The sequence below is a fragment of the Streptomyces arenae genome (assembly GCF_022343545.1).
Classification (GTDB): Bacteria; Actinomycetota; Actinomycetes; order Streptomycetales; family Streptomycetaceae; genus Streptomyces; species Streptomyces humi.
Genome location: NZ_JAKQYH010000059.1, coordinates 1 through 26,645 on the forward strand (window position 1 = coordinate 1; position 26,645 = coordinate 26,645).

The 26,645-nt window shown below is 70.2% G+C and carries 24 protein-coding genes and 1 pseudogene; 13 read left to right on the forward strand and 12 right to left on the reverse strand.

What is annotated here, in order from left to right:
• Nucleotides 1-22: 22 nt before the first annotated feature.
• The 3 genes from MB828_RS26000 to MB828_RS26010 all read right to left on the reverse strand — a co-directional run bounded on the left by MB828_RS26000 (nt 23) and on the right by MB828_RS26010 (nt 2,206).
• The gene (locus MB828_RS26000; protein WP_133026325.1) at nt 23-454 is read right to left on the reverse strand and encodes an Hsp20/alpha crystallin family protein; all 432 of its coding nucleotides are present in this window, start codon (nt 452-454) and stop codon (nt 23-25) included.
• A gap of 126 nt (nt 455-580) precedes the next feature.
• Nucleotides 581-1,189 (reverse strand): TIGR03086 family metal-binding protein, encoded by a 609-nt coding sequence (locus MB828_RS26005; protein WP_301650308.1) that lies wholly within the window; start codon nt 1,187-1,189, stop codon nt 581-583.
• 108 nt (nt 1,190-1,297) lie between these two features.
• Nucleotides 1,298-2,206 carry an MBL fold metallo-hydrolase gene (locus MB828_RS26010; protein ID WP_301650309.1) on the reverse strand — a complete coding sequence of 303 codons (909 nt, stop codon included), beginning with the start codon at nt 2,204-2,206 and terminating at the stop codon, nt 1,298-1,300.
• A gap of 178 nt (nt 2,207-2,384) precedes the next feature.
• Here MB828_RS26010 and MB828_RS26015 point away from each other — a divergent pair, with 178 nt between their 5' ends.
• From MB828_RS26015 to MB828_RS26025, 3 genes are all read left to right on the forward strand, one after another.
• On the forward strand, nt 2,385-3,266 hold the full coding sequence (locus MB828_RS26015; protein ID WP_301650310.1) for a helix-turn-helix transcriptional regulator: 882 nt from the start codon (nt 2,385-2,387) through the stop codon (nt 3,264-3,266).
• 180 nt (nt 3,267-3,446) lie between these two features.
• The gene (locus MB828_RS26020) at nt 3,447-3,851 is read left to right on the forward strand and encodes a nuclear transport factor 2 family protein (RefSeq protein WP_301650311.1); all 405 of its coding nucleotides are present in this window, start codon (nt 3,447-3,449) and stop codon (nt 3,849-3,851) included.
• Between the two features lie 171 nt (nt 3,852-4,022).
• Nucleotides 4,023-5,009, forward strand: a complete 987-nt coding sequence (locus tag MB828_RS26025; RefSeq protein WP_301650312.1) for an SDR family NAD(P)-dependent oxidoreductase — start codon at nt 4,023-4,025, stop codon at nt 5,007-5,009.
• A 24-nt stretch (nt 5,010-5,033) separates the two neighbouring features.
• Here the strand turns inward: MB828_RS26025 and MB828_RS26030 are convergent, their stop codons facing one another.
• Both MB828_RS26030 and MB828_RS26035 read right to left on the reverse strand, forming a co-directional pair.
• On the reverse strand, nt 5,034-5,921 hold the full coding sequence (locus MB828_RS26030) for a helix-turn-helix transcriptional regulator (protein ID WP_301650313.1): 888 nt from the start codon (nt 5,919-5,921) through the stop codon (nt 5,034-5,036).
• A 130-nt stretch (nt 5,922-6,051) separates the two neighbouring features.
• Nucleotides 6,052-6,756 (reverse strand): hypothetical protein, encoded by a 705-nt coding sequence (locus MB828_RS26035; protein WP_301650314.1) that lies wholly within the window; start codon nt 6,754-6,756, stop codon nt 6,052-6,054.
• A gap of 77 nt (nt 6,757-6,833) precedes the next feature.
• Between MB828_RS26035 and MB828_RS26040 the strand changes: the two are divergent.
• A pseudogene (locus MB828_RS26040) lies at nt 6,834-7,106 on the forward strand (TetR/AcrR family transcriptional regulator); the annotation flags it as partial.
• A gap of 3 nt (nt 7,107-7,109) precedes the next feature.
• Here MB828_RS26040 and MB828_RS26045 read toward each other — a convergent pair.
• The 3 genes from MB828_RS26045 to MB828_RS26055 all read right to left on the reverse strand — a co-directional run bounded on the left by MB828_RS26045 (nt 7,110) and on the right by MB828_RS26055 (nt 12,297).
• Entirely contained in the window at nt 7,110-7,751 is a 642-nt protein-coding gene (locus MB828_RS26045; protein WP_301650315.1) for a TetR/AcrR family transcriptional regulator, read from the reverse strand.
• Nucleotides 7,752-7,865: 114 nt separating this feature from the next.
• A complete protein-coding gene (locus tag MB828_RS26050) occupies nt 7,866-8,912 on the reverse strand; it encodes a zinc-binding dehydrogenase (protein ID WP_301650316.1) in 1,047 nt (348 codons plus the stop codon).
• A gap of 160 nt (nt 8,913-9,072) precedes the next feature.
• Complete coding sequence (locus MB828_RS26055) at nt 9,073-12,297, reverse strand: bifunctional cytochrome P450/NADPH--P450 reductase (protein ID WP_301650317.1); 3,225 nt, start codon at nt 12,295-12,297, stop codon at nt 9,073-9,075.
• Between the two features lie 255 nt (nt 12,298-12,552).
• Here MB828_RS26055 and MB828_RS26060 point away from each other — a divergent pair, with 255 nt between their 5' ends.
• Nucleotides 12,553-13,212, forward strand: a complete 660-nt coding sequence (locus MB828_RS26060; protein ID WP_301650318.1) for a TetR/AcrR family transcriptional regulator — start codon at nt 12,553-12,555, stop codon at nt 13,210-13,212.
• Nucleotides 13,213-13,243: 31 nt separating this feature from the next.
• Here MB828_RS26060 and MB828_RS26065 read toward each other — a convergent pair whose 3' ends face one another.
• A complete protein-coding gene (locus MB828_RS26065) occupies nt 13,244-13,663 on the reverse strand; it encodes an SsgA family sporulation/cell division regulator (RefSeq protein WP_301650319.1) in 420 nt (139 codons plus the stop codon).
• A gap of 349 nt (nt 13,664-14,012) precedes the next feature.
• On the reverse strand, nt 14,013-14,450 hold the full coding sequence (locus MB828_RS26070; protein WP_301650320.1) for a hypothetical protein: 438 nt from the start codon (nt 14,448-14,450) through the stop codon (nt 14,013-14,015).
• Nucleotides 14,451-14,900: 450 nt separating this feature from the next.
• Here MB828_RS26070 and MB828_RS26075 point away from each other — a divergent pair, with 450 nt between their 5' ends.
• The 4 genes from MB828_RS26075 to MB828_RS26090 all read left to right on the forward strand — a co-directional run bounded on the left by MB828_RS26075 (nt 14,901) and on the right by MB828_RS26090 (nt 18,696).
• Nucleotides 14,901-15,119 carry a ferredoxin gene (locus tag MB828_RS26075; protein WP_301650321.1) on the forward strand — a complete coding sequence of 73 codons (219 nt, stop codon included), beginning with the start codon at nt 14,901-14,903 and terminating at the stop codon, nt 15,117-15,119.
• A complete protein-coding gene (locus tag MB828_RS26080) occupies nt 15,116-16,519 on the forward strand; it encodes an NAD(P)/FAD-dependent oxidoreductase (RefSeq protein ID WP_301650322.1) in 1,404 nt (467 codons plus the stop codon). Before MB828_RS26075 ends, MB828_RS26080 begins: the two co-directional genes overlap by 4 nt.
• Nucleotides 16,520-16,579: 60 nt before the next feature.
• Entirely contained in the window at nt 16,580-17,851 is a 1,272-nt protein-coding gene (locus MB828_RS26085) for a cytochrome P450 (RefSeq protein ID WP_301650323.1), read from the forward strand.
• A 236-nt stretch (nt 17,852-18,087) separates the two neighbouring features.
• Entirely contained in the window at nt 18,088-18,696 is a 609-nt protein-coding gene (locus tag MB828_RS26090; protein WP_301650324.1) for an ATP-binding protein, read from the forward strand.
• A gap of 18 nt (nt 18,697-18,714) precedes the next feature.
• On the opposite strand, the gene MB828_RS26095 is transcribed toward MB828_RS26090, so the two are convergent.
• Nucleotides 18,715-21,021 carry a glycoside hydrolase family 3 N-terminal domain-containing protein gene (locus MB828_RS26095; protein WP_301650325.1) on the reverse strand — a complete coding sequence of 769 codons (2,307 nt, stop codon included), beginning with the start codon at nt 21,019-21,021 and terminating at the stop codon, nt 18,715-18,717.
• 100 nt (nt 21,022-21,121) lie between these two features.
• Nucleotides 21,122-22,147: a LacI family DNA-binding transcriptional regulator gene (locus tag MB828_RS26100; RefSeq protein WP_301650326.1), complete on the reverse strand. Its 1,026-nt coding sequence runs from the start codon at nt 22,145-22,147 to the stop codon at nt 21,122-21,124.
• Between the two features lie 235 nt (nt 22,148-22,382).
• Between MB828_RS26100 and MB828_RS26105 the strand changes: the two genes are divergently transcribed.
• The 4 genes from MB828_RS26105 (at nt 22,383) to MB828_RS26120 (ending at nt 26,501) form a co-directional block, all read left to right on the forward strand.
• Nucleotides 22,383-23,702 (forward strand): extracellular solute-binding protein, encoded by a 1,320-nt coding sequence (locus tag MB828_RS26105; RefSeq protein ID WP_301650327.1) that lies wholly within the window; start codon nt 22,383-22,385, stop codon nt 23,700-23,702.
• A 50-nt stretch (nt 23,703-23,752) separates the two neighbouring features.
• Nucleotides 23,753-24,598: a carbohydrate ABC transporter permease gene (locus MB828_RS26110; RefSeq protein ID WP_301650536.1), complete on the forward strand. Its 846-nt coding sequence runs from the start codon at nt 23,753-23,755 to the stop codon at nt 24,596-24,598.
• On the forward strand, nt 24,598-25,500 hold the full coding sequence (locus tag MB828_RS26115; RefSeq protein WP_301650328.1) for a carbohydrate ABC transporter permease: 903 nt from the start codon (nt 24,598-24,600) through the stop codon (nt 25,498-25,500). The genes MB828_RS26110 and MB828_RS26115 overlap by 1 nt, the downstream gene beginning before the upstream one ends.
• Before the next feature lie 68 nt (nt 25,501-25,568).
• Nucleotides 25,569-26,501, forward strand: a complete 933-nt coding sequence (locus MB828_RS26120) for a quinone oxidoreductase family protein (RefSeq protein WP_301650537.1) — start codon at nt 25,569-25,571, stop codon at nt 26,499-26,501.
• The last annotated feature ends 144 nt before the right edge of the window (nt 26,502-26,645 follow it).

The following is a 26,645-nucleotide window of genomic DNA, read 5'->3' on the forward strand; positions in this document are numbered from 1 at the left end:
GTCGAGCCCTCGGCTGTCCGGCTCAGCCGGAGATCTCCTTGCGGCCGGATCCGACGCCGATGGAGACCTTGCGGGGCTTGGCGCGTTCGGCGATCGGGATGCGCAGGGTGAGCACGCCCGCGTCGTAGTCGGCCTCGATGTGCTCGGTGTCCAGCGTGTCGGCCAGCACGATCTGGCGGGAGAAGACGCCCAGCGGCCGTTCCGACAGGTCCATCTGCACGTCGTCGGCCTTCGCCACGGGCCTGCGCTCGGCCTTGACGGTCAGCATGTTCCGTTCGACGTCGATGTCGATCGCGTCCGCGGTGACGCCGGGGATGTCGAAGGCCACCACGTACTGGTCACCCTCGCGGTAGGCGTCCATCGGCATCGGGGACGGCCGCGACCAGGTGCCGGGGACCATCAGCTGCTGCGCCAGCCGGTCCAGCTCACGGAACGGGTCAGTGCGCATCAACATCGGAAACACCTCCAGAAGGTTCAGGCAGTGACTGCCAATGCGCCTCACTGAAACCGTTGTAGCATGTCATCCAATGGATGACAAACGTGCTGTCGTCTGAAGGATGACAATTCATGTCGGCCGTGCCTAGCGCGCCGCTGGTGTCCATCGGGGGTTTCTGCCACTGAGGGCCAGCGCGTGGTCAAGTACGGGTGCGTCTGCGTCTTGGGGTACTTCGGCACCCAGAAGGCCGACGCTGCGCATGCGGGGTGCTTCACGCGAGTACGTCGCGAACGTGGCTTCGGCCAGGGACGCGGGAACGGTGAGCCGTTGTCCGGTGGCTGCCGCCGTGTCCCAGGCGTGGACGGTGAACTCGGCGATCAGGATCCCGCCGAGCGCGGTCGCGGGCATGCGCGTTTCGCCGAGGCCGGCCTCTCCCTCCCACGCCGCCGGCTCGGACCAGGCCGTGGCCGCCGGTTCGGCGCTGCCGGCCACCAGCGACGCCCACTCGGACTCCGGCCGCCCGGCGAGGAGGGGTACCGGGTTCGCGGTCAGCAGGCTCGGATCCGATGCCGTACGGGTGCCCGCGTCTCTCGTCATCAGGAGCATCATGGCGATGTGATTGACGAGGTCTCTCACCGTCCACGCCGAACACGGCGTCGGGCTGTCGTACTGGTCGACCGGTGCGGTACGAACAGCGTCCACGACCAGATCGATACTCTGCGCCAACTGCTGTGCCCTCGTAGCCGGCAGCATGTGACATCCCTCCTTCGCGCGCCCCACACCGAGGGCGAGTGACTGGTGCGTGGCCGCGAACGGCGAACGCGATCACAGCGGTTCGCCCCTCACTTCCAGGGCGTCGTTCTAGTCGATGAAGACGCTCCACGCGGTGGCGTTGAGGTTGTCGGAGAGGAAGATGTCGGTCCCTCCCAGGCGCTTTTCCCAGGACGGCATGAGTTCGGCCGCGCGGGCGGTCACCGCGTCCATCCAGACCTTGATCTCCGCCTGCTTGTTGTTCGCCGGCACCTTGGCGGCGGCCGAGGCTTCCTTCATGTCGACTGTGCGCAGTGCTTCGGAGGCAGCGGCGCGCAGGTCCCGGATGTACTCCCGGTTCGTCGCCACGTCCTCGGGCGTACCGGGCAGAGCCATGTGGCCGGTGACGACGGTCTCGTAGTCGTACTCCAGCAACTGGTCCATGGCGTCGAAGTACGCGGGCACGTGTGCGGAGAAGTACAGGCGGAAGAACGGCGCGTTCTTCGGAGTGAAGCTGTCCATCGCTCCCATGAGCTTCAGCTCCGGCAGGTGGATGAACAGGTTGCCGGCCTGATGCCAGTCTCCCGTGTAGTCGAGGACGAACCGCACCCCGTCGATGTCCATCTCCTTGCGGCGGCCGCTGAAGGTCTCGGTGGGCAGGGGACGCCGGTCGTCGTCCTTGACCTCCTTGATGAACTCGCCGGTGATCTCATGGGAGATGATCCTCAGGCCGTTCCGCTTCAGCAGGTGAGCCGCCCCGATGTGGTCGGCGTGCGCGTGGCTGTAGATCAGGTGGGTGACGGGCTTGGGGGTGACCGACTCGATCGCCTCCAGCAGTTTGTCGCCCAGGAAGGGTGAGGCGTCCACGAGGACGACACCGTTCTTCGTCTCCACGAACATCGTGTTGATCATCCCCTGGGTGACGAAGTGGGCACCGCCGCCCAGGTCCCTGACGGCATACCCGGACTCCGGGATGTCCGGGCCCAGGGCGAAGTCGGGTACAGGCGCGAACTCGGTCATGGTGATCTCCTTTGGTGGGGTGGCCCGTGCCAGGGACGGGGGCGGAGGCCGTCGCTTTTCAGCCAGAATGACCCGCTATACGCGTGTGTGGACGCTCCAAGGGCGCCCTGCTGAACCTAGGTCTGGCTGGTCCACCTTCACCGGCCCGTCACGCCGACATGCGGAGCACACTGGCCGCATGAACCACAACGGCGAACTGGGTGACTTCCTGCGCTCGCGCCGGGCCCGGCTCCGTCCCGAGAACGCGGGGGCGGCTTTCGGCGGCGGCGCGCGCCGGGTGCCCGGACTGCGCCGCGAGGAAGTCGCCCATCTGGCCGGGGTGAGTACGGACTACTACGCCCGTCTCGAACAGGGCCGGCACCCCCACGTCTCCGAGACCGTGCTGGAGGCAGTGGCCCGCGCCCTGCGCCTGGACGACACCGAACGCGGCTACCTCTTCGAACTCGCCCGGCCCAGGACACCCGGCCGAAGCCGTCCTGTCCGCGCACCGCGCGTGCGGCAGCCGGTCCATCAGATGCTGGATGTCCTCGACGATGTCTCGCCGGCCGTCGTCCTCAACCACCGCAGTGACGTCCTGGGCGCCAACCACCTGGCCAAGGCGCTGATCACCGACTTCGACGCACTGCCGTACCGTGACCGCAACCTCGCCCGATTCGTGCTGCTCCACCCCGCCGCCCGCGACCTGTACACAGACTGGGGCCGGGTCGCGGAGACCTTCGTCGCCGGCCTGCGTCTGGCCGCCGGACGCCATCCCGACGACCGCGTGCTGAACGAACTCGTCGGGGAGTTGTCCATCAAGGTGCCCGAGTTCTCCAACTGGTGGGCCGGTCACCGTGTGGACCAGTGCGCCCACGGCACCCAACGCCTCGACCATCCCGTGGTCGGCGAACTCACCCTCTCCTACGAGACGTTGGCCCTGCCCGCCGACCCTGACCAGAGCATCGTGCTCTACACCACCGAACCCGGCTCCGCCTCCGCGGAAACACTCCGCCTGCTCGCCAGCTGGACCACACCGGCGAACACACCCGAGGCCGCCCCCTCCCAGGCACCGTCCAACTGACGAGGAACAGGGAGCCCGACGAGACCTCGCCGGTCACCCGGTGGCGCCATCTCGCCGGCCTCGTCGGGCCCACCGGCCCCACCGGCCCCACCGGCGTCACCGGCGTCACCGCGAAGAGCGCGCAGCCGCACACGTGACCACGTCCGGGGCGCGCATGACAACCATCCTCTGGAGCACGGCATGTCCACACGTGAGCAGAACAGAGAGCTCGTTCTGACGGCCTTCGACACACTCTTCGGCAAGCGCGACTACGAGGCCGCACAGGAGTTCTGGTCAGCGGACTACCTTCAGCACAGCCGGCACATCCCGCCGGGGCGGGAGGGCCTGTTCGACCTGGTCCGCGCGCTGCCGGCCACCCTGCGCTACGACAACCAGCTCGCCGTCGCCGAGGGCGACTACGTGATGCTCTACGGCCGGTACTCGGGCACCGGCGACGCGGCCGCCGTCGTGGCGGATGTCGTACGCGTCGAGAACGGCAAACTGACCGAACACAGGGATGTCTGGGAGGACGAGGCGACCCGCGCTGAGTCCGCAGCCGGCCTGCCGATGTTCGGTGACCACTTCCCGCCCGACCGGGCGGGGTGAGCCGGGACGACCGGTACCCCGGCCCCTTCGACGATCCCGAACTCGAGCTCGTCCGGACACCCGTCGGCGTGCCTGCACCCGTCGGCGTGCCCGCACCAGCTGTGCCGGTCCGCCTCCCTCACCTGTTCAGGCGAGGGAAAGACCACCGACCGAGGACCAGGAATTGAGATCATGACGACCACCCAGCCCATCCGCACGCCCTTCGGAGAAGAGTCGACGGCCGCCGAGGTCATCGAAGGCGTCGACCTCACCGGAAAGCACGCGGTCGTCACCGGCGCCGCTTCGGGGCTCGGCGCCGAGACCGCCCGCGCCCTCGCGAGCGCCGGCGCCTCGGTCACCCTCGCGGTCCGGAACACGGACGCCGGCGAGCAGGCCGCCACCCACATCCGCAAGGCCACCGGAAACGACGCCGTCCATGTCGGCCGGCTCGACCTCGCCGACAGGGCGTCGATCGCCGCCTTCACGGGCGCCTGGTCCGGGCCCCTGCACATCCTCGTCAACAACGCCGGAGTGATGGCGCTGCCCACGCTCGAGCGCACTCCGGACGGCTGGGAACTGCAGTTCGCGTCCAACCATCTCGGCCACTTCGCGCTCGCGCTCGGTCTGCACGACGCGCTCACGGCGGCCGGCAACGCGCGCATCGTGTCGCTGAGCTCCCGCGGCCACCACGCCTCGCCCGTCGAGTTCGACGACATCAACTTCACCGGCCGTCCCTACGACCCGTGGCTCGCCTACGGGCAGTCCAAGACCGCCAACGTTCTCTTCGCGGTCGAGGCGACCAGCCGCTGGGCGGCCGACGGGATCACCGCCAACGCCGTCCACCCCGGCGTGATCCTGGGAACGAACCTGTCGCGCTACATGGATCCGGAACAGTTCGCACAGCTGCGCGCCGCCGAGGCGGCCGGAGAACTCGGCTCCATCCAGGGCGCGCCTTTCCGGTTCAAGACGATTCCCCAGGGCGCCGCGACCAGCGTGCTGGTGGCGACCTCACCCCTGCTGGAGGGCGTCGGCGGCCGTTACTTCGAGGACAACAACGAGGCGGAGCAGCTCACGCTCCAGGCCGTGGGAACCTCCGCCGGCGGGGTGGCCCCGTACGCGCTCGACCCGGACGCCGCCGACCGCCTGTGGGAACTGTCCCTCGCGGCAACGGGCGCATGAGCGGTTCCGGGCGGCCCTTGGGAGTCAACCTGATGGGGTCTCGGAAGAGCTGTGCCCCCGTACGCGCGTCGGGGCACTCCAGCTGGCGAGCATGCGCAGCGTCTCCGCGGACGCGGAACCAGGCTCCGCGGTGTGGAGGCAGATACTCAGGTCAGGGTCGGCGGGCAGGGCCAGAATCTCGTAGGAGAGGGTGAGTTCGCCGACCACGGGATGACGGAGGCGCCGGGTACCGTGGGCGCACTGGTCCACGCCGTGCCCGGCCCACCAGTTGGAGAACTCGGGCACCTTGACGGACAGTTCCCCGACGAGTTCGTTCAGCAGACGGTCGTCGGGATGGCGCCCGGCGGCCAGCCGCAGACTGGCGACGAACGCCTCCGCGACCTGGTCCCAGTCCTGGTAGAGGTCCTGTGCCGCGGGGTGGAGCAGGACGAACCGGGCGAAGTTACGCTCGCGGTACGGCAGCGCGTCGAAGTCGGTGATCAGCGCCTTGGCAAGACGGTTGACCGCCAGGACGTCGTTGCGGTGGTTGAGGACCAGGGCCGGCGAGACATCGTTCAGGACGTCCAGCATCTGGTGGACCGCCGGACGCACGCGCGGTACCGGGGCCGGACGGCGCCTGTCCGGGCCGGAGCGCTTGGGCCGGGCGAGTTCGAAGAGGTAGCCGCGTTCGGTGTCGTCCAGGCGCAGGGCGCGGGCCACTGCCTCCAGCACGGTCTCGGAGACGTGGGGGTGCCGGCCCTGTTCGAGACGGGCGTAGTAGTCCGTACTCACCCCGGCCAGGTGGGCGACTTCCTCGCGGCGCAGTCCGGGCACCCGGCGCGCGCCGCCGCCGAAGGCGACCCCCGCGTTCTCGGGACGGAGCCGGGCCCGGCGCGAGCGCAGGAAGTCACCGAGCTCGCCGGTTTGGTCCATGCGTCCAGTGATACCACCACAACGGCGTCACGGGTGCTGAAGGCGGACCGGTCACCGCTGCCGACGGCACATCGCGCTCGCCCTCGCGGCGGCCGGTCGCGTCGGCCACCTCGGAGGACGGACGGCGATGTCAGTGGCTCGTGTCGGCGTCCCCTTCGTCATCCGGAGGGTCCCCCTGCCTCCTGCTGTCCGGAGGGGAGTCCTCCCCGTGCTCGTCCAGCAGTTCGAGAAGCGCGGCGTCCGCTCTCCTCTGGTCTTCCTTCGTCAGTTCGACCGGTGCGTTGTCGTAGACGGTGTAGCGACCTGGATCGATGATGTTGGCGGCCCTCAGGCTGAACGTCAGCAGGCGGCGCCACCCCTTGCGGTGGCCGACCCGAACCTGTAGCTGGGCCTTGTAGTCACGGGCCTCCGGGAGGAATGCGGAAAACGGTGCCTCGAACTCGATGAAGAGTTGTAGCGCTTCTCTGCCGGGCACGACGAATCCGGCCGGCAGCTTCGCTTCCTCGTCCGGCCCCGGCTGGAGGCGGGACGGTGAGGAGACCCACAGCAGTGGCAGATGGGAGGCGGGCTCATCAGGGAAGGTCAGGATGATGTCCTGCACGACGATCGGTTTGGGACCGGTGTTGTGCAGGATGAGCGGCAGCCGTAGACGTGCCGTGGAACCGTCGACGATCACCGCGAAGGCATGAGGCTCCCACGCCTTCAGGCGTCCCTGTCGGGCATGGAGCCACCAGAACGACGCCACGGTGAAGAGCAGTGCGCAGGCTGACACCACACCGGCGCCGGTAAGCGATGAGGACGCGATCCGATCCGCCGCGACCGTCAGCGGAACCACAGATTCAGTCTGCCAGCCCCATCACGGGCTCGCGAACAGGACGAGTGGACGCCGACCATCCCCGAAACGGTTCGGCCGAGGGCCACTCCGATCGCGGCCTGTCCCCACGAGCGCTCCGCGACCTGGAGCGCGGCATCGCCTCGGGCCGCTTCACCGACACCCACCCGACCACGGCCCTGTCCGCTCTGGGCGGGGCCCTGCTGTCCCTGGTGGCGCTGCGGCTGGCCCGCCCCGACCTCGACGGCGACGAGACCGCCTCCGACATGGCCGCGATGGTCCTGCGCATGCTCGGCCTCTCCGCGGACGACGCACACGAGGTCACCCGTCGGCCGCTGCCCGGCCTCGACTGACCGTCAACCCACCTCCGCGTCGCGCAGAAGATCCCGAACCCGGCGCGCAGCGACCTTCGGGGCTACGCCCGCGGCGACGAGGAACGAGGTCGCCGCAGCCTCACCTCTGGGATCCGCCCACGTGGGCGCGGTGTTCTCCTCGGCCAGGGCGAGTACCAGGGCCTCCAGCGCCTCGGCGAGGACAGGCGCGGGGACATGGTCGGCGAACACGCCTTCGTCCTGGCCGCGCCGTAGGGCCGCGACGGCCTCTTCGCGCGCCGGCGCCAAGATGGTGCGGATCGCCTCCTGTCCCATACCGCGGCGCCCCAGAGAGATGAGCATGCGGTACTGGTCGCCCACCGCCCATGCCGCCAGCACCATCCGCGCCATCGCCGACGGCGGATCGGCACCCGGAGCACGGGTCGCGGCGAACGCCTGTCGCAGCGCCCGCGCCGCTTCCTGTGTCAACTCGGCGATCAGCGCTTGCCGGCTGGAGAAGTGGTGGTAGAGCGTGCGCCGGGCGACGCCGGCTGCCTGGGCGATGCTGTCGAGGCTCGCGTCGGGGTCGTCCCGCAGCTTCTGCCGGGCGGCGGTGAGGATGCGGCCGCGACGGGAGGGAGCGTCCCTGTGCCGCGGGATGCGAGCCAGGGTGTCGGTCGTCTGCACGGCTCCGTCCTTCCACGGGTTCTGCCTGCCGGAAAGCCACGGGCGCCGGTGCCCCCTCACGCACCGGCGCCCGCTCACCCCTGCCCAGGGTGGCTGTCGTCCTGCTGACGGGCGTCAGGGGACGAGGATGAGGCGGATCGGGTCGCCGATCTTGTTCTCCAGACGGTTGACCGCGTCGGGCGCGTCGACGAGCGGGATGTGGTCCGTGACGGAGGGGGCCAGATCGAGGCGTCCGGCTGCGGCGAGCCGCACCAGCTCGTAGACGCCGTCGGGCGTGCCGCCGTAGTGGCCGCGGACCTGCTTCTGCATGTAGTTGAAGGTCAGGCCCTCGGTGATGGTCAGCGGCCTCGGGGAGATGCCGACCAGGATCAGGGAGCCGCCCAGGCCGAGGACCGAGGCGGCCTGCTCGCGGACGGCGGGTACGCCGGCGCAGTCGAAGGCGAAGTCGAGGCCGCGTCCGCCGGTGGCCGCGCGGACCTGGTCGGTGAAGTCCGGGGCGGCCGGGTCCAGGGCGAAGTCCGCGCCGAAGGCGAGAGCACGCTCACGCGCGCTGGGCAGCGGGTCGACGGCGATGACGGGTGCCGCGCCGACCAGGCGGGCGAGGCGCACATTGTGCGCGCCGACTCCGCCCACGCCCCAGATGCCGACGGACTGGGCGGGACGGACGCCCGCGGTGGCGACGACGGCGGCGTAGGGGGTGGAGACCGCGTCGGGGATGATCGCGGCCTGGTCGAAGGGCAGGCTGTCGGGGATGGGGACGACGGTCTCCTCGGGGGTGACCATGTACTCGGCCCAGCCGCCGTCGTAGTCGATGCCGGCGGTGCGGACCTGGGTGCAGGCGCGATGGCGCACACAGCTCTCGCACGTGCCGCACGCCTTGCCCGCCTCCAGGGTGACGCGGGTGCCGACGGCCAGGTCCCGCTTGAGGCCGGGGCCGAGGGTGTGGACGACACCGGAGACCTCGTGGCCGACGGTGACCGTGTCGGAGTCCAGGAAGAGCGGAGGCAGGGAGCCGTCGAGGAGGTGGACGTCGGACAGGCAGACGCCTGCGGCCTTCACCTCGATGAGGACCTCACCAGGTCCGGGCACGGGGATGGGGACCTCCTCCACGGCGAACTTCTTGCTGTCCACGTGGAAGCGTCCGGCGAGCATGGTGTCCATGAGGAACTGCTTTCTGTGAGCGGCACCGGTCACGGGGGTTCAGCGGTGCCATGAGGTGTGCGGTGGCTTGTGAGGGCGGGGAGGCGTGCGGCCGGCTGCGGGGGAGTGCCGCGCGCCTCCCGGCGGCTGGTGGTCAGTGCGCCTTGACGGCGTGTGCCGGTCAGGCGAAGACGTCCTGCTGGTAGCGCTCGTCCGCTTCGAGCTGGGCGAGCCACTGCTGGGCGGTCTCGTCGTCGCTGCCGGTCTTCTGACGGTGGATGGCGGCGAGGGCCTCGCGGACGGCGGGCGCCATACGGCGGCCGTCACCGCAGACGTAGACGTACGCGCCGTCCTCGATGGCCTGCCACACCGTGTCGGCGGCGCCCACGACGGCGTTCTGCACGAACCGGGCCGGGTGGCCGGTCACCGCGGAGTAGGCGGTGTGGATCCGCGCGATGCCGGCCTGTTCCCAGTCCCGCATCTCCTGACGGTAGAAGTAGTCGTGCTCGGGGTGGCGGCAGCCGACGAAGACCTGCGCCAGACCGACCTGGATGCCGTGCTCGTGCTGCCAGGCCCGCTCCTCCAGGAAGCCGCGCAGGGGCGCGATGCCGGTGCCGGGGCCGATGAGGATCAGCGGCGTGGCGGGGTCGGCGGGCGGGGCGAACGTCGGGGACGGCACGCGGACGTAGCCGTAGACGACGTCCCCGGGCTCCAGGCCCACGACGTAGGAGGAGCAGGTGCCGCGGTAGTGGCCGTCGCCGGACAGGGCCGGGCCCTCCAGCAGGCCGACGGTCAGGCGCACCTGCCGCGGGTTGGCCGACGGGGCGGAGGAGATGGAGTAGAAGCGCGGGCGGATCGGGCCCATCATCTCCAGGAAGACGGCCAGCGGCAGCTCGACCGCCGGAAAGCGCTCCAGCAGGCCCAGCACCGAGACCCGCTTGCCGAGGATCTCCTTGCCGTAGCGCTCCTCGGCCTCCTCGGTGTCGGCGGTGTACGCCTGGAGCTGCGGCCGGGTCCACGGGCACTGGGTGTACTCGGCCAGGGTCTGGATCTGGGAGCGGGTGGCCACGTCCTGCAGTTCCAGGAACTCGGTGAGCAGGATGCCCGCGGTGACGGGGACGCCGACCGGCAGATGCGTGCGGCCGCCCGCGGGCATGTCCAGGCGCAGCACCTGCTCGTACTCGACACCGAGCCGCTTCAGCGCGCGGTTCACCGGCGCAGGCTCGTTCTTGGCGAAGACGGCCAGGTGGTTGCCGGTGTCGTAGGTGACGCCCTCGGGCAGCTCGAAGGTGATGGACCTCGCGGACGGGCGCGGCGGCTCGATACTGAAGTCCCACAGGCCGGTCGCGTCAGCCACCAGCTCCTCGCTGGCCACCACCTTGAGCGGATATGCCTGCTCGGAGACGATCGCGGGGCGCACGTCGGACTCGGTGAGCAGCTGGACCTCGTAGCGCGGGCCGCTCGCCTCGGAGGTGTCGGCGGCGTACTCCTCGGCCAGGGTGGCCCACAGCGTGTCCAACCAGCGACTGGCCATGCCGTCGAAGTCACCTGCGGCGTCCGCGATGCCGCGCTCGACGACCGGAGTGGCGCCGGCGGCCAGCAGACCTTCCTCGATCCGCTTGGGGAACGCCTGGTAGGTGGCCACCCACTGGGTGTTGCCCGCGCCCAGCAGCGCGAACCGCACGTTCGACAGAGAGCCCTCCGGCAGTCCGGCGCCCAGCAGGTCGTCGAAGCGCTGCGCGTTGTCAGGGGCCTTGCCGTTGTAACTGGCGGCGACCACCACGAGCAGACCCTCGGTGGGCAGGTTGTCACCGAGCTCGTCCAGGCTCATCAGCGTGGTGCCGAACCCGGAGCGCTCACCGCGGTCGGCGATGGTGCGCGCCAGGTCCTCGCAGGAGCCCAGGCTCGATCCGTGGGCGACGGTCAGGTTCACCCCGACGCCGCTCACCGCGGTCTGCTGCCGCTCGTCGTCGCTCTGCGGGTCGACGGCGCCGAACACGGCCCGCTCGTGCTCCTGACGCCTGCGGATGACGAGTTCGAAGTCGCCGGGCTTGCGCGTCAGGGCTTCCCGCACGTCCATCTTGTAGTCGGTGGTGTCGGAGAACTTGAACTTCTGCAGCACGAGCGCCAGCGCCAGGCGGGCCTCGGTGAGGGCGAACTGGCGGCCGATGCACGCGCGTCGGCCGTTGCCGAACGGCTTGTAGGCGTGCTGGTGGTGCCGGGCGCGGTTCTCCGGCAGCCACCGGTCGATGTCGAACTCGCGCGGCCTCTCCCATGCCTTGGGGTGGGTGTGCAGAGGTCCCATCAGCAGGTTCGTCTTCGTGCCCTGCTTCAGTTCGTACCGGCCTCCGATGACGGTGTCCTCGAGCGGCGCCTTCATGATCTGCGGGATGGGAGCCCACAGGCGCAGGGTCTCCTCCAGGATCCGCGGGATCACGTCCATCTTCATGATCGTGTCGTAGTCCGGGACCGTGTCGCCTGGCATGAGGCGGTCCACCTCGGCGTACGCCTGGGCCAGCACGTGCGGGTTGCGCATCAGCGAGTACGTGGCGAACGACAGCAGACCGCTGGTGGTCTCGTGGCCGGCGATCAGGAACGTCACCACCTGGTCGCGGACGTTGTCGTCGTCCAGCGGCCTGCCCGTCTCCGGGTCGGTGGCCTGGAGCATCAGGCCCAGCAGGTCGTCCTCACCGCTGCTCCTGCCCTGACGGCGTTCCTTGATCACGCTCTCGACGAGGTCCCGCATCACCTGGATGTTCGTGCGGTAGCGCTTCTCGTCGTCCGTGCGCAGCGCGGTCATCTCCGGCAGTTCCTGGGAGCGCCGCATCGACTCCACCAGCGCCTCCAGCAGGGCGTTGAGGAAGGGGTGCAGCTCCTCCTCGGCGAAGGAGTCGAACCGGTAGCCGAAGCCGGACAGGGCGATGGTGTCCAGCGTCAGCCGGGTGTAGTCGTCAGTGATCCTGACCGGCTCGCCTTCCGCGTCCGTCCACTTGCCCACCAGGCTCTGGGCGATCTCCAGCATCTGTCCGTAGTAGTTCTTCATGGCGCGCTGGCTGAAGGCCGGCATGAGGATCCGGTGCGCCATGCCCCAGGCGTCACCGTCCTCGACCTCGTGGGCCGTGAACAGGCCCGCTCCCGTGTAGTCCCGGACATGGCTCAGCGGCGCGAAGATCGGCTTTCCGAAGCGGGTCTCGTCGCTGACCTCGGTGACCAGGTCCGGGTCATAGACGAAGACGTTCTCCTGGCCGGCGATGTTCAGGCTGAAGATGCCCTCCGGGAACTGCTCGGACAGCTCGCCGAAGAACGCGACCGGGTTGGTGTCGGGAAGCGGCGGTGCGGGGTCGAGGACCGGAATCCCGTGCGAGGGCCGGGTGGGGCGAAGGCCGTTCGTGGCGTGCGTGGTCATGACGTGCTCCTCTGCGTGGAGTGGAGTGGAGGGGATGGGCAAGGGCGCGCTGCGCTGGTCGGTACCGCGCCGCACCACGGAAACATACGCCGTATGGATAAGTACCGTACGTCGTATGGAAAACCGGTGCAACCCCGCCCGGGGAGAGGGTTGCCGTGATGTGAGTCATTTTCCGTACGCCGTATGGGTGCTGATACCGTACGGGGTATGGAAAAAAAGGTGAGACGTCCCTCGCGGGGAACGAGGAAGAGAGACGTGCCTCTGACCGAGGCCGGGATCTACGCCGCCGCCCTGCGGCTGATCGACGAGGACGGGGCCGAGGCGCTCACCATGCGCAAACTCGCGACCGTGCTCGACGCGAACCCGATGTCGCTGTACCACCACGTGCCGAACAAGGAAGCCGTGCTGCGCGGCGTGACGAGAATGGTCGGAGCCCAGTTCCGCACCGTGACGCTTCAGGACGCTCCCTGGCAGGAGCGCCTGCGGCTGCTCGCCACGGACTTCCGGACGCTGGCACACCGGCACCCCGAGCTGATGGCGTACTCGTTCAGCCACCAGCCCGACTTCATCCAGCACGACGACCCGTTCTGGATGGCCCTCACCGCGATCGTGGCCGCTGCCGGCGCGCCGTCCTCAGAGGTCCCTGAGGTCGCCGCGCTGATCGTCGCCGTCGTCATCGGTGTCCTCGGTGCCGAACTCAACGGAGCGCTCCACCAGTGGGCGAACCTCAAGCCCCCCGGCTCTGACGCCGTTGGCGGGGACGCGCCCGCGGATACGGCCTCTGGCTCCACGGGTGCGGGGACTGCGGGTCCTGACCGGGACCACATGTTCCGTCTCGTGATGGACACGCTGATCACGGGCCTGGAAGGCCGGCTCACCGCCGGCCGTGACAGTCAGGACTCCGGCCGCCGTTGACTCCGCGGCTCGAGGCGCCACGGGCGTGCGGTCAGCTTTGGGGGAGCAGGTACGCCAGTTCGGTGTCCCAGTCGATGCGTCCGGCCTCGGTACCCCGTGGCACCAGAGCCTCCGTGCTCTCCAGGAAGCTCCTGACGTCCCGCACGGGAACCTCGAGCAGGGCGGAGCCCGCGCGAGACCCGAGAGCGATGTACATCGCCTGGTCGCCACGGCCGGTGGCCGACCAGATCCGGACGTCCCCATGACCGGCGCGGCCCTCCAGGCCATCGGCGAGAAGGTCACGCCCCAGGACCCATTCGACGGGCTCGGCGCCGTGGGGGAAGAAGGTCGCACGGACGGCACAGGGATCAGCGGGCTCGTACCGCAGACGCATCCGCAGGGGCAGCGAGCAGACCCGCGAGGCGACGAGCCGGGCGGTCAGTCCCCGGACCACAGTCCTCGAAGACTCCATCGGCATTCACTCCGAGGCGCCCCTCCCTCGGCCGCAGCCCGCCGCTCGCGGCGGTGAGGGCGCGTCAGAGGAAGAGGTGTCGCAGCAGGGCCCGGGTGCCGGGACGGCATCGGCGGACCGTGCGATTCGTGGCGTCGCGGCAGAGCGTCGCGGCAGACGGGCGACGCGTGCCTGCGACACGAGGTCGGTGTCGGCAGGCAGGTTCGCGAGGAGGGGATCCTCGCTCAATCGCCCGCCTGGGCGGCGGTCAGGGGGCCGTTGATCCTTGACCAGCGGTCGTGTCCCTGCCGCCGACAGGCAATGGGGCGAGGGATGCGGCCTCGGCCCATGGGCGCGGACAGCGCCTGTCTCACCGGTCGCCGTGGTTCCGGTCGAAGCGGTCCCGGTCGCCGTGGTCCCGGTCGCCGTGGTCCCAGCCGTGGCGGTCCCCGTCCCGGCCGTCGTGCTCGTAGCGGTTCCAGCTGTGCCGGTACGACCCCTCGGACTTCCACCCGCGCCCCTCGTCGCTCCCGAGGCAGCGACCGTCGCGGCTGTGCCAGGACGAGTCGGTGACACGCGCGTCGTGGTGCCAGCCACGGTTCTCGTCCCAGCAGTAGCCCTGCTCGAACAGGTAGCCGATGCCGTGGTCCCAGCGGTAGTCGGCGGGGTTGACGCCGACGGCCGGGCGCTGGACGTGGGCGGCGGAGGGAGTCGCGGCCGAAGCGGTGCCCCCGGCACCGACGACGGCGACACCCGCGATCGCCACGGACGAGACAGCGGCAGCGAACCGCTTCGTGAGCTTCTTCATGATCTTTCCTTCCGGTTGGCGCGAGCCGCACCAACGGCTTCTCGTGCAGGCGGTGTGCGGCGCCCGCGCCTTGGTCGTCCAAGCTTTTCCATACGTTGTACGGAAGCACCTTTCAAGAATTACCATACGACGTATGGAAATGTCGCGGGTGGAGACGGTGACACGCACCACAGGCCCCTGACCGGGCCCCGCCGTCGCGGCCGGGCGATGGGCTCCGAACGGCGGTTTGCGATCGTCGGAAGACGGGGCGAGCATTTTTCTAGGGGCGCAGACGGCCGGGCCGAGCCCAGAACGCCGGCGCCATGGACCTGCTCAGCCGGTGTTCCGGGCTGACGGTTAGAGCACCTGCGGTCGGCTCACCTCGCAGACGGCCTGGTCTCCGTCACAGCCGCACGACCGTGTCGGTGGTCGCCGCCGTGGGGCGGTCGGCAGAGCGGAAGGAGTCTGGCCATGCGGATCGTCGTGGACCTGAATCGCTGCCAGGGATACGCACAGTGCGTGTATCTGGCGCACGAGGTCTTCAGGCTGAACGGTCAGGAGGCGCTCACCTATGAGCCGAACCCCGATGACCAGCGGCGCCTGCAGGTCGAGCGAGCCGCTGCGGCGTGCCCGGTGCAGGCGATCGCGATCGACCGCCTGGACGGCGAGGAGCGGGGCGAGACGTCATGACCTTGCGAGCAACGGTCGCGGAGCTGGTGCGCGCGTTCCGGGCCAGCGGCCGGATCGTCATCGTGGGTGCTTCTCTGGCCGGGCTGCGGGCCGCGGAGGCTCTGCGCGAGGAGGGCTTCACCGGTTCTCTGACCATCATCGGGGACGAGCCGTACGAGCCGTACGACCGTCCGCCGCTGTCCAAGCAGGTGCTCAAGGGCTGGGTGCCGGCCGACCACACCAAGCTGCCCCGCATGCGGGACGTGGCTGCCGACTGGCGACTCGGGGTGGCTGCCGTCGGGCTGGATCGGACCACCAAGCAGGTGCGCCTGGCCGACGGTGAGCAGGTCCCGTACGACCGGTTGCTGATCGCCACGGGCACCCGCGCGCGGCAGTGGCCCAACCCGGCCGAGGCCGCCCTGCACGGGGTCCACACGATTCGCTCGCGCGACGATGCGGAGCAGTTGCAGAAGGAGCTGGCCGAGCCGCCGTCGCGGGTGCTGGTCATCGGCGCCGGGTTCATCGGGTCGGAAGTGGCCTCTGTCTGCCGGGAACTGGACATCCCGGTGACCGTCGTCGAGCGGGGCTCGGCGCCGCTGGTCGGCGCGCTCGGCGGGGTGATCGGGGAGATCGCCGCGCAGTTGCAGCGCGATCACGGCGTGGACCTGCGCTGCGGTCTGGGCGTGTCGTCGCTGGAGGGCGACGCCGGCGGGCACGTGCGGCGTGCTCGGCTTTCGGACGGTTCGACCGTCGACGCCGACGTGGTGGTGGCTTCGCTGGGGTCGATCCGCAACGTGGAATGGCTGGAGGGCTCCGGGCTGGCGGCCGGTTTCTGGGGCGTCGGATGCGACGCCGGCGGACGGGCCTTCGACATCAACGGCGTGGTCACCGACAGCATCTTCGTGGCAGGGGATGTGGCACGTGCGCCGCATGTGCTCTACGAGTACCAGTTCCTGGCGATGGAGCACTGGGACAACGCGGTGCTCGGCGCGGAGGCCGCGGCCCACAACATGGTGAACCTCGAGCCCCACTACCGCCCGCATCTGCTGCTGCCCGGCTTCTGGTCCGGTCAGTTCGGCGTGAACATCAAGTCCGTCGGCGTGCCGCCTTTCGGAGACGAGATCGTCTTCACCCAGGGCTCCGTCGAGGAACGCCACTTCGCCGCCGCCTACGGGCACCGGGGCCGCATCGTCGCGGCCGTCACCTTCGATCACGGCAAGTGGCTGGAGTACTACGGGAAGCTGATCGAGCGCTCCGGTCCGTTCCCGCCTCCGCCGCCGGGCTGGGACCAACCGTCCGACGCCAAGCCGGTGCCGGCCGAGTTCCCGGATCCGAGGGTGCCGACGGCGATCCCCGACGTCGTCCTGACCGGCCATGCCCCGAGCGAGCGGACGGCCGAGTTCCGGCCGCGGCCTCGCTGACCCGACCGCCGACCGGGCGGATGAGCGGACAGCACCGACAGGAAGAAGGAGGGGAGCCTCGTGGCCGAGGAAACCCCCTGGCAGCAGGCCCTGCGCTACACCAACCGCGCCAACCCGTACCCCTTCTACGAGGAACTGCGCAAGACCCCGGTGGCGCGCCAGCCGGACGGCACCTATGTCGTCAGCACCTACCGGGAGATCGTCACGCTGCTCCACGACCCCCGGGTCAGCTCGGACCCGCGCAAGCGTCCCGGCCCGGCCGCGGTCCTGGAGGAGGAGGGGTCGGCGGAACCGGCGGCCGAACCGATCAGGGCGGTGCTGACCGAGCCGAACATCATCACCTGTGATCCCCCCGAGCACGACCGGGACCGGCGGCTGATGATGCCGCACTTCGTCGGCCCGCCCCACGCGCCTGATCTGATCTCCGGCTTCGAGCCCGAGATCCGCCGCATCGTCGGCGGACTCCTGGACGACATGAAGGGCAAGAGCCGGATCGACGCCGTCGACGACTTCGCCTACCCCCTGCCGGTAACGGTGATCTGCAAGGTGCTGGGCGTGCCACTGGAGGACGAGCCGCGCTTCCACCACTGGGTCGAGACGGCCCTGGACGCCCTGGACTTCGGCCCCGAGGCCGGCTCCGAGGAGATCCAGAGCCGACAGGCCGGGGGAGCGCGGGCCGTGCAGGAGTTCGGGCAGTTCGCAGCCGAGCTGCTCGACCGGTACGCCCGGGAGCCCGGCCCCGGCATGCTGTCGGCCATGGTGCACGACGACAGCCCGGAAGGACGGATGTCCAAGGGCGTCCTCGCGAGCAACGCCCTGCTCCTGATCTTCGCGGGGCACGAAACCACGGTCAACCTGATCGCCCACAGCGTCCTGACCCTGCTGAGGCACCCCGACGCGCTGGAGCGGCTGCGTAGCCGGCCGGAGTTGATCGTGCCCGCGGTGGAGGAACTGTTGCGCTTCGAGTCGTCGGTGCAGTTCTGGCACACCCGCACGGCCCTGGAAGACATCGACATCGCCGGCACCACCATCCCGAAGGGGGCGCCGATCTTCCTGGCGTACGGCTCGGCGAACCGCGACCCGGAACGGTTCACCGACCCCGACGCACTCGACTTCGAACGCCGCGACAACCAGCACCTCGGCTTCAGCCAGGGCATCCACTTCTGCTTCGGCGCCCCGCTCGCCCGGCTCGAGGTCCAGGTCGCGGTCGGCGAGTTCGTCCGCCGGGTGGAGAACCCCCGGCTCGTCGAGGACCCGCCGCCGTACCGGCACAACCAGATCTTCCGCGGACCGCGGCACGTCCTGGTCGACATCGACGGCATCCGCGACTGAGCCGGTGTGCGCGAGGGATCTGCGGGTGCCGGTGCGTGCCACTCCGATCTGCACATCACGCGGGCGCCCGGGCCACCACCCGGTCTCGCCACGGAACCGCCCTTCACTGCGCGTCCGCATCAACTGATCATTCCATCAGTCGTGAGGCCCTTGACGATGACACCCTTTTATCTGATGATTTCATCATAAGTGGGCAGAATGCCGGGGACGAGGGCATCGACGTCGGCCTGCGCCGCGTGTGCACCGCCCTGGCCCAGCCGGGTGGGTCGCTGGAGGACATGTGCTCACGAGTGATGCGGGGCCTGCCGGGCCACGCACCCGCCGACGACGTCACCTTGCTCCTTGCCCGGACCCGCGCGCTCGACCCCCCTCAGGTCGCCTCCTGGGATCTGCCGAACGAACCGGTCAGTGTCCCGACAGCCCGGCACCTGGCCGCCCGTCAGCTCAGGGAATGGGGTCTGGAGACGCTGGTGGCGCCCGTGGAGACGATCGTCAGCGAACTGGTCACCAACGCCATCCGCCACGGCCCCAGCCGCCTGCGGCTCATCCAGCACCGGGTGCTGACGTGCGAGGTCTCCGACAGCAACACCGGCCGGCCACGCCCCCGCCGTCCCCACACGCTCGACGAGCACGGCCGCGGCCTCCACCTGGTCGGCCCAGCTCTCGCGCCGATGGGGCTCCCGCTCCGCGACGGACGGCAAGGTCGTCTGGGCCGAACAGGACCTGCCCCCCACGAGCGCGCCCGGCGAGCCGCCGCGGAGCGGGGAGACCGACAGCGCCCGTCCACGCATGCTCCCGTAGCCGCAGGCTCTGACAAGAAAGCCGGAGACACGACAACCCAGTGAAGGGAGGCGGGCGTCGGCTCAGTCGACGTGCGCAGCCGTGTGCAGGACCCTGTCGTGTCCGACCCGGCGGGTCGGTCCTGTGAGGTGGATGGTGCCGGTGAGCCGGATGTCGGTGACGGAGGCGCCGAGCATGACCGTGATCTCGCCCGGCTCGACGATGCGGTGCAGGTCGGGGCCGGTATAGGCGAGGCGGTCGGCGTGCAGGCGGAAGGTGACCCTGCGCTGCTCGCCGGGTGCCAGCCGGACCCGGGCGAAGCCGGTCAGCTGGATCACCGGGCGGGGGAGCTGGGCGACCGGGTCGGCCGTGTAGAGCTGGACGACCTCCGCGCCGGGGTGGTCTCCGGTGTTGCGGACCAGGCAGCTGACCTGGACCTCACCGTCGGTGGGGATCCTCTCGGCGCCGATCTCGAAGCCGTCGTAGGCGAACGTCGTGTAGGACCTGCCGTGGCCGAAGGGGTAGGCGGGGGTGGGGTCGAGGTTGCTCACGCCCTGGGTGTTGCCGCCGAGCGGGGCGTGCAGGTAGGTGCCGGGCTGGCCGCCCGCCGTGCGCGGGATCTGCACCGGCAGCCTGCCCGACGGGTTGATCCGCCCGGAGAGCACTCCGGCGAGGGCGGGGCCGCCCTCCTCGCCGGGGAAGAATGCCTGGACGACGGCCGCCGCGCGGCCGGCGTACGCACCGAGCGCGTACGGGCGCCCGGAGACGACGAGCAGGACGACCGGTGTGCCGGTGGCCAGCAGCGCCTCGACGAGTTCGTCCTGCACGCCGGGCAGCGAGAGGTCCTCCGCGTCACAGCCTTCGCCGGAGGTGCCGAGGCCGAAGAGGGCGGCGCGGTCGCCGACCACGGCTATGCAGACGTCTGCCTGTTCGGCGGCCCGCACCGCCGCCTCGAACCCGCTGCGGTCGATGTCCTTGACCGGGCAGCCGCGTTCGTACGCGACGCGGGTGCGGGACAGTTCCGTTGCGAGGGCGTCCAGCAGGGTGCGGGCCTCGATGCCGTTGTCGTGGCCGGGGTGGTGGGGCAGGACGTGGTTGGGGAAGGAGTAGCAGCCGAAGAAGGCGTTGGCGTCGTCGGCGCACGGACCGACGAGGGCGACGGACCTGGTGTCCGGGTCCAGGGGGAGGTGTCCGTCCGGGTTGTCGAGCAGCACGATGCTCTGCTCGGCGAGCTCGCGTGCGATGGCCCGGTGCGCGGGCGGGTCCAGGTCGACGGGACCCTCGAAGTCGGCCTCCGGGTCGAATTCGGCGTCGAGCAGCCCCAGTTCCACCTTCTGCCGCAACACGCGCCGGACGGCCCGGTCGACCAGGTCCTCGGAAACCGTTCCCGCGCGGACGAGTTCGGCGAGGGGTTCGCCGTAGCAGAGGGTGTCGGGGAGTTCCACGTCGATGCCCGCGGTGAGGGCGCGGGCGCCGGCCTCGCCCTCGGTGGCGGCGATGCGGTGCATGGTGCGCAGGAAGGCGACGGACCAGTAGTCGGAGACGACCGTGCCCGTGAATCCCCAGTCCTCACGCAGCAGTTGGGTGAGCAGGGCGGGGTTCGCGCCGGCCGGCATGCCGTCCACGTCGGCGTACGAGTTCATCACCGAGCGGGCGCCGCCCTCCCGTATCGCCGTCTCGAACGGCGGCAGGATGACGTCGGCGAACTCTCGCGGGCCCATGGACACGGGCGCGTGGTTGCGGGCGGCCTTCGAGGCGGAGTAGCCGGCGAAGTGCTTGAGTGTGGCGATGATCCCGGCGCTCTCCAGGCCGCGCACGTAGGCGGTGCCGGTGGTGGCGACAAGGTAGGGGTCCTCGCCGAGCGTCTCCTCGACGCGGCCCCAGCGGTAGTCGCGTACGACGTCCATGACGGGGGAGAGGCCCTGGTGGACGCCGACGCGGCGCATGCTCGCGCCGATGGCGTGGGCCATGCGTTCGACCAGTTCGGGGTGGAAGCAGGCCGCCCAGGCCAGCGGGGTGGGGAAGACGCTCGCGTGGTGGGTGGTGAAACCCGTCAGGCACTCCTCGTGAGCGATGGCAGGGATGCCGAGCCGGGTGTTCTCCATCAACTCCTGTTGCAGGGCTGCCAGTTTCCGCGCTCCGTCCGCCGGATCCACCGGCTTGGTGCCGAACGGACGGGTGAGGTGGCCGAGTCCGTCCTTCCTGGCCTCGGTGAAGTCGGTGTGGCGGGCGAACACGTCCTGCATCGGGGCGACGTTGCCGCTGACGCGCTCGACGCCGGGCCAGGCGCTGCCGAGCTGGGCCAGCTTCTCCTCCAGGGTCATCTCCGCGAGCAGGGCCTCGACCCTGTCGTCACGAGGGCAGGCCGGATCGGCCCAAGGTGTCGTCATGGTGCGTTCCTCGGGGTGGGTAAGGCACGGGGGTTCAGGTGTGGGCGCGCCACGTCTCAGGTGTGGGCGGGCGACGTCTCAGGTATGGGCGCGCGACGTCTCAGGTGTGGGCGGGCGGCGGGGCGGTGGAGCCGCGGACCACCAGCTGCGTGGCCAGCTCCACCCGGTGACTGTCCAGGGGTTCGCCGGCGGCGAGGCGGAGCAGGGTGCGCAGCGCGGCACGGCCGATCTCGGCGAACGGCTGCCGGACGGTGGTCAGGGGAGGGGCCGAGGTGCCGGCGGCGGCGGTGTCGTCGAAGCCGACGACGCTGACGTCCTCGGGCACGCGCAGCCCGTGGACGCGGGCGGCCTCGATGACGCCGAACGCCTCCAGATCGTTGCCCGCGAAGACGGCGGTGGGCGGTTCGTCGAGGGCGAAGAGTTCCAGGGCGGCCTGGTAGGCGGGTTCGAACCGGAAGGCCCCCTGCTTGATGAGCCGGGGATCGGGCGTGATGCCCGCGCCGCTGAGCGCGGCCTGGTAGCCGTGCAGGCGGGCGGTGTTGCAGACGGCGTCGTGCCGGCCCTCGATCATCGCGATGCGCCGGTGGCCGAGCCCCAGCAGGTGCTCCGTCGCCGCCATGCCACCGCTGAAGTTCGTCGCTCCGATGCTCGGCACGCTGTCGTCCGGCACGTTCATCGGGTCGATGAGCACGAGCGGGACGCCGGCCTTCGCGAACTGCGCCCGCTGCTGTGAGGTGAGCTCGGACGTCACCAGGATGACGCCCTCCCGCCCGGCACCCGCGATCTTCCGGGCCCAGGCGGCGCCCAGAGGGTCGTCGGGCGCCGTACCGATGACGACGTCCACCCCGGCCTCGGCCGCGGCCTCCGTCACACCCTGCGTGATCACCAGGTTGTTGGGGTTGACCAGCTGGTCGAAGGTCAGGTCGACGGTCCGCACCGGCGACTGCGCGCCGCCGGGCCCGCGGGCCACGTAGTCGCGCTCCACCAGCAGCCGCTCGACGCGGGCCCGGGTCTCGGGCGAGACGTCACTGCGACCGTTGACCACCTTGGAGACGGTGGCCACCGAGACCCCGGCCGCCTCGGCGATACCGGTCAGGGTCGTCCGCCCGACGGCACTCTTCGCCATGCTGGGTCCTTTCGCTGGTTTACGGGGAACGTAGCGCAAGCTTTCGTCGCGCGCCAGAGCCTGGCTGATCCGAAAAACATGCGACGCGACGTCTTGACCGCGCGAATTGCCGCACCTACTTTGTCGGCCAGAAAACGCAGAGGTTTCGAAAATTTTCGAGCCGCGCTTCCCGCACCGACGAGCCAGCCGAGCCGTCCAGCGCGAACGAGCCTCTGACGAGCCGAAGGAGCTCACCATGACCCCCAGAATGCCCTCCCGAGCCATCCCCACCGCCATGGCCGCGGCGATGGCCCTCACCCTCTCCGCCTGCGGCAGCGGCGGGCGCACCGCCGGCGGCGGCACCGGAGACGGAACACTGGTCTGGGCGCTGACCCAGGGCTCCGAAACGACCTTCCGGGCCTCGGCCACCGAGTGGAACGGCGAACACCCGGACGCCGAGGTCACCTACCAGTACTTCCAGAACGACCCCTACAAGCAGAAGCTGCGCACCGCCGTCGGCGCCGGCAACGGCCCCGTCCTCTTCGAGAACTGGGGCGGTGGCGGCCTGAGGAGCTACGTGGACGCGGGCAAGGTCGCCGACCTGACGCCCGACCTCGACCAGAACCCCCAGTGGAAGAACCGCATCTTTCCCTCGGTCCTGAAGGCGGCCACCTTCGACGGCAAGGTCTACGGCGTGCCCGTCAACGGAGTCCAGCCGGTGGTCCTGTACTACAACAAGGAACTGCTCGCCCGGGTCGGCGGCCGGCCGCCGCAGACCTGGGACGACCTGCTCACCCTGGTGAGGAAGCTCCGGGCCGCGGGCATCGCCCCACTGGCGATGGGCGGCGCGTCCAAGTGGCCGGACCTGATGTGGCTGGAGTACCTCGTCGACCGCGTCGGCGGGCCGGGGACCTTCGAGGACATCGCCGCCGGGAAGAAGGGCGCCTGGTCCGCCCCGGCCGTCCTCCGCGCCACCGGGATGATCAAGCAGCTGGTCGACGCCGGCGGCTTCGCCAAGGGCTTCACCTCCGTCTCCGCCGACACCGGCCAGGCCGAGGCCCAGCTCTACACCGGCAAGGCCGCGATGATCCTCCAGGGCAGCTGGGGCTACGGCACGATCAACACCGGTTCGCCGAAGTTCGTCGCGGACGGCCGGCTGGGCTGGACCGGCTTCCCGGCCGTCGCCGGCGGCAAGGGCGACGCGTCGGACGTCGTGGGCAACCCGGCCAACTTCTTCTCCCTGTCCGCGCAGGCGAGCGCCAAGGAGAAGAAGTCCGCGGTCACCTACCTCAAGGACGGCGTCTACAACGACGCCTACGTCGGCCATCTGCTGAAGAACGGTGACGTCCCGCCGGTACAGAACCTGGACGCCAAGCTCAAGACCACGGACAACGCCGACTGGACGACGTACGTCTACCAGCTCACCCGCAACGCGAAGAGCTTTCAGCTCTCCTGGGACCAGGCGCTCTCCCCGGAACTCGGCAACGAGCTGCTCACCCACCTCGACCAGCTCTTCCTCGGTCAGATCAGCCCGGAACAGTTCTGCGCCCAGATGGACAAGGCGGCGGCGAAGTGAGCGGCGTCAAGGTCTCCGCGTCCACCCGTCAAGGGGGGCCGCCCTTCGTCATGGCCCTCCCCGCCCTGCTGCTGTTCGCCCTCTTCGCCCTCGTACCGATGGCGATCGTGGTCTACCTCAGCTTCACCCGCTGGGACGGACTCGGCAGCCCGGCGTGGGCGGGGACCGACAACTGGCGTGAGGCACTGACCAATGACGTCACCCGGCACGCCCTGTGGCTCACCGTCAAGCTGATGGTGGTCTCCTGGGCCGTGCAGACCCCGCTCAGCCTCCTGCTGGGCGTCTTCCTCGCCGGCCGGCAGCGCTACCGCGCCCTGCTCGCCGTCTTCTACTTCGTCCCCCTCCTGATCTCCACGGCCGCCGTCGCCGTCATCTTCAAGAACCTGCTCGACCCCAACTTCGGCCTGGGCGCCGCCCTCGACCTGCCCCTGCTGAACCAGGACTGGCTGGGCGATCCCCAACTCGCCTTCTACGCCGTCGTCTTCGTCATCGCCTGGCAGTTCGTGCCCTTCCACACGCTGCTCTACCAGGCGGGAGCCCGCCAGATCCCGGCCTCTTTGTACGAGGCCGCGTCCCTCGACGGTGCGGGCCGGCTCACCCGGTTCCGGCACATCACCCTGCCCCAGCTGCGCTACACGATCGTCACGTCCTCGACGCTGATGGTCGTCGGCTCGCTCACCTACTTCGACCTCGTCTTCGTGTTCACCGGCGGCGGCCCCGGCTACGCCACGCGCATCCTGCCCCTCGACATGTACATCACGGGTTTCCAGAGCAACCAGATGGGCCTCGCCAGCGCCATCTCCGTCGTGCTCGTCCTGGCAGGACTGCTCCTCTCCCTCGCCCTCCTCCGGTTCTCCGGCTTCAACCGGATGCGCAGCCAGCAGGCAGGAATGTGATGTCCGCGCTCTCCCACGCCCCGTCCACCGAATCCACGGCCCGTCCGGCACCGGCGACCGCGGGAACGCCCGGCCGCATGGCCCGCCTGCGCCGTACCAACCCTCTCGGCGCCCTGGGTGGCCTCGTCTGGCTGGTGATCGTCCTGGTCCCGGTCTACTGGGTCGTCGTCACCAGCCTGCGCACCCGCGAGGGCTTCTTCGACGCCAACCCGCTCGCCCTGCCCACCAGCCCCACCCTGGCCAACTACCGCCTGGTCCTGGACAACGGCTTCACCCACTACCTCCTCAACAGCGCCCTGGTCACCCTCGGCGCGACGCTGCTGACCCTCGTGGTGTCCTTCCTGGCCGCGTACGCCATCGTCCGCGGCACCAGCCGGGCCCTGCGCTGGGCGTTCAGCGTCTTCCTGCTGGGACTCGCCATCCCGCTCCAGGCCACGATCATCCCGGTGTACTACCTGATCGCCAAGGCGCACATGTACGACACCCTGCCCGCGATCGTGCTGCCCTCGGCGGCGTTCGCCATCCCGCTCACCGTGATCATCCTGGTCAGCTTCCTGCGGGACATCCCCGACGAACTGTACGAGTCGATGCGCGCCGACGGCGCGGGGCACTGGCGGATGCTGTGGAACCTGGCCCTGCCGCTGTCCCGTCCCGCACTGATCACCGTCACCGTCTACGACGCCCTGAACGTCTGGAACGGCTTCCTCTTCCCGCTGATCCTCACCCAGAGCCCCGACAGACGGGTGCTGCCGCTGTTCGTATGGAGCTTCCAGGGCGAGTTCACCATCAACACCCCCGCCATCCTGGCCGCGGTGGTCCTGTCCACGCTGCCCATCCTCGTCCTGTACGTCCTCGGACGTCGCCAGCTCATCGGCGGACTCACCGCGGGCTTCGGCAAATGAGAAACCGGCAGGGCGAGGGAATGATCGCCTCCAGCAACGTGCTGTCCACAGGTATGAGTCAAGCAGTGGTGGCGAGTGCCTACGGCGGTCCCGAGGTCCTGTCGGTGATCGACGTGGACGTCCCGGAGCCCGGGCCCGGTCAGGTGCGCATCGCGGTCCGTGCGGCAGGTGTCAATCCCTTCGACCACAAGATGTACAGCGGCGCCTTCGGGGCCGATCCGGCGAAGCTGCCGATGCGGCTGGGGGCCGAGGCGGCCGGCGTGGTCACCGCGGTGGGCGCCGACGCGACCGGCCCCGCGGGCCCGGTCCGGGTGGGCGACGAGGTGATCGCCTACCGTGCGCCCGGCGCGTACGCCGCGGAAGTCGTCGTGCCCGCCTCGTCCGTGGTGCCGAAGCCGGCCGGGCTGTCCTGGGAGCAGGCCGGCGGGCTGATGGTCGCCGGCGCGACCGCCGTACACGTTCTCGCCGCGATCGGGCTCGGCAAGGGCGACACGGTGCTGGTCCACGGGGCTGCCGGAGGGGTCGGTCTGGTGGCCGTCCAGCTGGCCGTGGCAGGCGGCGCCACCGTCGTCGCGACGGCGAGCCCGGCCAAGCACGAGCTGCTGAGGGAACTGGGCGCGGTCCCGGTCGCCTACGGGCCGGGGCTGGCGGACCGCGTCCGCGCGGCGGCGCCCGCGGGAATCCACGCGGCGGCCGACCTGGTGGGCACCGACGAGGCGGTGGACGTCTCCGTGGAGCTCGTGACCGACCGCTCCCGGATCGCCACCATCGCGGGCTTCCAGCGCGGTGTCCAGGCCGGGATCAAACTCCTCGGCGGCGGACCCGGCGCAGACCCCGGCACCGAGATCAGGGAAGCAGCCCGTCTGCGGCTCACGGAAGCCGTGACAGCAGGACGACTGCGGATCCTGATCGCGTCCCGTCACCCGCTGCGGGAGGCCGCCGCGGCCCACCGTGAGAGCGAGGCCGGTCACACCACCGGAAAGATCGTCCTGGTGCCGTGACCCGTCTCTGTCCGGCGGTCAGTCGGGGGTGATGGGCTCTCGCCCGTGCGCCGCTCGCCGCCTCGTGCCTCCCGACCGGGCATCGGGCCGACCGCGGGTGATGTCCTCACCGCCAGGCTGTTGACCAGCACAAATACAGAAGTC